The organism is Lacinutrix sp. MEBiC02404 (genome assembly GCF_053601575.1).
Genome location: NZ_JBSHNV010000045.1, coordinates 1 through 4483 on the forward strand (window position 1 = coordinate 1; position 4483 = coordinate 4483).

Consider the following 4483-nt stretch of genomic DNA (forward strand, 5'->3'; position numbering starts at 1 on the left):
TGTAAGTTACTAATTTAGTAAATAAAAACGGACTAGAAAATCTGCAAAGATTTTCCGAACAGACAAGAACCTAGCAATTAAATATACACGGTGTTAGCGGTTCGGGCTTTTTCCGCTATTTATTTTTAGTATCAATATTCAGTCGGAATAAAATCAAATTTGAATTTGTTTTATCAACGCTATCTCCAATCTTAAATTTCAATGCTTTAAGAAGGTTGGTTGAACTTTGATTGTCCTTATGTGTATAAGCATCAATTGTTTTTAGTCCGAGTGTTTGAATTGAATACTCAATTATTTTTTTTGCCGCCTCTCTCATAATTCCTTTTCCTTGATATTCCGTTAAAAGTTCAAATCCGATTTCGCATTTTTTTTGCTCTTCTGAAACATCAAAAAGGCAAATTGTACCCATAAGTTTTTCGTTTCCTTTTTGTGCAATTGCCCAATAAGAAAGGCTATTGTTTTTTATTTTCTCAATAAATTTCGATGCTTCTTCTAATGTTTTGCTTGGCTGTCTTCCAAGATATTTGTTTATTAAAGTATCAGAACGAAGAATAAATATTTCTTGAACATCGCTGTCCGATAATTGTCGAAGAGTCAAACGTTCAGTTGATAATATAGGGAAGGTTTTTAAATTTGTATTTTCCATTCTGTTATATAATTATTGTGTCTGATTTCGTTTCTCGCCTGACCGCTAACGTGTTTGTATATGCTTTGTTGCGTGATTAAGCAACTAAGTTAGTAAATAAAAACGGAATAGAAAATCCGAGAGGATTTTCGTAAACAAGCTGGAACTAGCAATAAAATATATACGGTGTTGGCAAATCGTTTTTATTCCTCAGGGTTCCAATTCCTATTCTTAAATTTTTCCCATTTTTTAGGGAAAACATTCTGAAATATTTGTCTTATTAATCCTGTATGAGTATAATAAACTCCTAGATTAAGTCGGTCAGGTTCATAAAAATATTCAAGAGTTTCTAACGAATCTGGTTTGTTTTTTTTCCTTTTTATCTCACTGACTATTTTCTTATCAATTTTAATTGCTTCTTTTATGTTCTCTTTTAAGAACACTATCAATTTGCTTGTATATTGAACTCCAAAATAATTTAATTCTTGTAATAATTCAGAATATGATTCATCTTCATCTTTATTATTTTCAGGAAGTATTTCGTCTATAATTGCTTTTAAATTATCTACATTTAATTTGACTGTATTTGTTGTGTTTAATTCCTTAGTTAATGTTTTTAGATAGTTCGAACGTTCAACTAATAGTCTTTCAAATTCGAAATCTACAGTTTCCAATAATGCTGATACTCTTCCTATAGATCTTAGTAAGGGTCTTGGTACATTTTCCTCGTTTTTGTATTGTAATTCTTTTGAGGCTTCAGCCCAAGTATGTTGAGATAATGTTCTTATTTGAATTTCAGCTTTGTAATCCTCCATATTTGAAAATGTAGGGACTTTAGCCCATTCCTTTGGAATTGAAATAACGAAATGTATTGATGAATAACCAAATTGATCTTCTTTTAACCTTGATATTGTATCGTATTTCCTAATAACATTAAGATTGGTTTCAATTAAATTACAAGCTTTTTCTGCATCTGGTTTGAAAAGAAGTATTACTCTTAATCCAACTAAGTCTTGCATTTCAAATATAGACTTCTTAAATGAAAATCTTCCACTTTTAACTTTGTCAGAAATAGAATTCCATTCTTTTGTTCTATTTTGAATAGGAAAACCAAGAGCAATTTCATTTGATTCTAAAAGTTGTTCAATTTGGATCACTAAAGAATCTTTGAATTTAATCAGGTTTGGTTTAGCTATTAGAAACTCAGTTTCGAAAGGTTTTAATTTATTATCGTCCATTATGTGAAATGTTTGCCAACGTGTTTGTGTATGCTTAGTTGCGTGTGTAAGTTACTAATTTAGTAAATAAAAACGGAATAGAAAATCTGCAAAGATTTTCCGAATAGGCGAGAACCAAGCAATTAAATATACACGGTGTTGGCAGTAGTTTTTGTTATTTAAAAGTCATAAAATATTCAATAAATTTACTTTTAAACTCATCTTCTTTTTCATAAAACACATTGTCATAATTCTCATACTGTTCCTCAATTTCCCACCTTTCCTCATCAGTTTTAGACATATTATCTATTGCATCTCTCCTTTTTTCTTGATTTTTTGGGACAATACTATTGGGAAAAGATTTTTCGATTTCAAAAAGAATATCGTGATAAGATTCCATTCCGATTTCTTTTAACGCTATTTTGGTTTCAGTAAAGTTGTCTCCTGTAGCATTATCAACAAATTGAGTAACACCACCATTATCTACTTGTCCTTGCATATTTAATAAGTAAATTAAGTTTTTAAGAGGATTTTCATAAATTTCTATATTCTCATAATCTATGTGTCGGTTGTAAACTTCAGCGCTAATTATACCAAATTTCTCATTAGTTTCTTTTCCTTCTAATTCGTTAATGACGATATTCATTTTTTATTATTTAAATTCAAACTGCTTTAATTTTAGTCAAGAATATTTCGTGATTGATTGCGTTTCTCAAATTACTGCCAACGTGTTTGTATATGGTTTGTTGCGTGTTTAAGAACGTAATTTAGCAAATAAAAACCGAATAGAAAATCCGCGAGGGTTTTCGTAAGCAGGCTAGAACCAGCAATAAATTATATACGGTGTTAGGGCAAGTTTTTATTTCCGTTAATATCGTCTTCAGTTTTTAAAATTCCGTCTTTGCCTTTTGAGATAAGAATGTAACCAAGTCCATTTTCAATCTGTTCATAAAAAAACTCATTATTCCAATAATCAGTTATAATGTTTTTTCTTAACGGATTATTTCTAATTATTATATTCAGTTTTTCAGGATAGATTCCGAGTGAGCTATTTTCATTTTCCAGAATCAGTTCAATTTCAGCTATTTTTTCAGTCGTTTTTTTTGTTCCATAATCAGAAAAGAAGAAATGCCCAATTACTAATTTTGCTATTAGCACAAAAACAATAAAAATTCCGAATAATTTCCAAACAGGATGAATCATTAATTTTTTCGGAAGATTGTTTTCCTTTTCAAATTCACGTCTGGCTTTTTTCCGTTTCGCAAATTTATAATCTTCACGCCAAAAAAGTAATTCTCCAATTATATCTAACATTCGATTTTTCTCAAATTTGCCCTAACGGTTTTGTATATGGAAAGTTGCGTTTTGGTACAGGCGGATTTTCCGAAGGAAAATCAGAAGTAACAAAAGCGCAACCAACTTTATTTAAGCACTAATCTAGCAATTTTTTATATACGTTGTTATAAAATGTAGCTAAACATCCGATTAAGCACGAATTACTTTGCCGTTAAGTTGCGCAATAAAAGGAGGAAAGCTAAACGTGTTTTGCTTTTACAGTTGAATAGCGAAAAGTGTTTTTTTTTAAACTCTTTGGAGCATTTAGCGATTGAGTAAGCATTTCCTGGCGAGCTAAAATTTCCTTGGCTTCAAAAAACTGCGCAAGAGTTATTTCTCCTTTACGCCAAAATTCCGCAAAGAATTCAATTCGTGAATTGAGTAAGCAGAATTCGCGATTATTTTATTAAGATTTGAGTAAGGAAATAATCCGATTATTTATGTTTTAAGAAATTCAGTTTGTTGAAATTGAGGATTCTCGGCTATTTTTTATAACGTGTTTGTGTATGCTTAGTTGCGTGTGTAAGTTACTAAATTAGTAAACAAAAACGGAATAGAAAATCTGTAAAGATTTTCCGAACAAACAAGAACCAAGCAATTAAATATACACGGTGTTGTAAGTAGTTTTTTTAATCCGAAACGCTCAATTCAAAATGATAATCTGCATCTTCGCATTCAAATAAGTAATGATCAAAATCAGATGCGTAATAAATTTTTAAATCTCCAAGTTTGATTTTATAAATCGCATTCGGATTTAATGTCTGAAGTAGAAAATCAACAAATTCAATAATATATTTTTGTTGATAATCGGAATGAAACATATTAAAACTATTTAGTTTATCAGTCAAGTGATGTTCTTGTTTATTTTGATATTCAAAAAACCACTTTTCTTTTAATTTTTTCGTGAAATATTTGAACGCATTTTCATTTTCAATTTTCTTCAGTTCAAAAGAATCTGTTAAATGACCAATTCTTTCTGTAATCACAGAATTTAGATTAGTTGATTTAGGGAATCTATCTAAATTAAATTCATAACCTTGATTAGCTTTATTATTAAATTCAGCCAAGGTTCCTAATTCTCCGATTATAATTCCGTATTTGTATATTTTCTGTTCTTTTTCGGTCAAATGAAATGTTCTATCTCGTTAGTCTTTCTCAAATTACTTACAACGTGTTTGTATATGATTAGTGGCGTGTTTCAGCACCTAATTTAGTAAATAAAAACGGAATAGAAAATCTGCAAAGATTTTCGTAAGCAAGCTATAACTAGCCATTAATTATATACGTTGTTATCTATAGGTCTTTT

At 29.7% G+C, this 4483-nt stretch carries 5 protein-coding genes; all 5 read right to left on the bottom strand.

The annotated features are described in order from the left end of the window. Positions 1 to 115 precede the first annotated feature (115 nt). The 5 genes from ACVCXO_RS00235 to ACVCXO_RS00255 all read right to left on the bottom strand — a co-directional run bounded on the left by ACVCXO_RS00235 (position 116) and on the right by ACVCXO_RS00255 (position 4304). A complete protein-coding gene (locus tag ACVCXO_RS00235; protein WP_452227594.1) occupies positions 116 to 646 on the bottom strand; it encodes a GNAT family N-acetyltransferase in 531 nt (176 codons plus the stop codon). A gap of 182 nt (positions 647 to 828) precedes the next feature. Beyond that, entirely contained in the window at positions 829 to 1863 is a 1035-nt protein-coding gene (locus ACVCXO_RS00240; protein ID WP_452227595.1) for a GTP pyrophosphokinase, read from the bottom strand. 154 nt (positions 1864 to 2017) lie between these two features. Continuing rightward, entirely contained in the window at positions 2018 to 2488 is a 471-nt protein-coding gene (locus ACVCXO_RS00245; protein WP_452227596.1) for a DMP19 family protein, read from the bottom strand. A 200-nt stretch (positions 2489 to 2688) separates the two neighbouring features. Continuing rightward, complete coding sequence (locus tag ACVCXO_RS00250; protein ID WP_452227597.1) at positions 2689 to 3156, bottom strand: hypothetical protein; 468 nt, start codon at positions 3154 to 3156, stop codon at positions 2689 to 2691. Positions 3157 to 3806: 650 nt separating this feature from the next. Continuing rightward, on the bottom strand, positions 3807 to 4304 hold the full coding sequence (locus ACVCXO_RS00255; RefSeq protein ID WP_446845316.1) for a hypothetical protein: 498 nt from the start codon (positions 4302 to 4304) through the stop codon (positions 3807 to 3809). Between the last annotated feature and the right edge of the window lie 179 nt (positions 4305 to 4483).

What these genes read in the sequence shown, in the direction of transcription:
- ACVCXO_RS00235 (WP_452227594.1), bottom strand. Translation starts at nt 646, where the DNA reads ATGGAAAATACAAATTTAAAAACCTTCCCTATATTATCAACTGAACGT.
- ACVCXO_RS00240 (WP_452227595.1), bottom strand. Translation starts at nt 1,863, where the DNA reads ATGGACGATAATAAATTAAAACCTTTCGAAACTGAGTTTCTAATAGCT.
- ACVCXO_RS00245 (WP_452227596.1), bottom strand. Translation starts at nt 2,488, where the DNA reads ATGAATATCGTCATTAACGAATTAGAAGGAAAAGAAACTAATGAGAAA.
- ACVCXO_RS00250 (WP_452227597.1), bottom strand. Translation starts at nt 3,156, where the DNA reads ATGTTAGATATAATTGGAGAATTACTTTTTTGGCGTGAAGATTATAAA.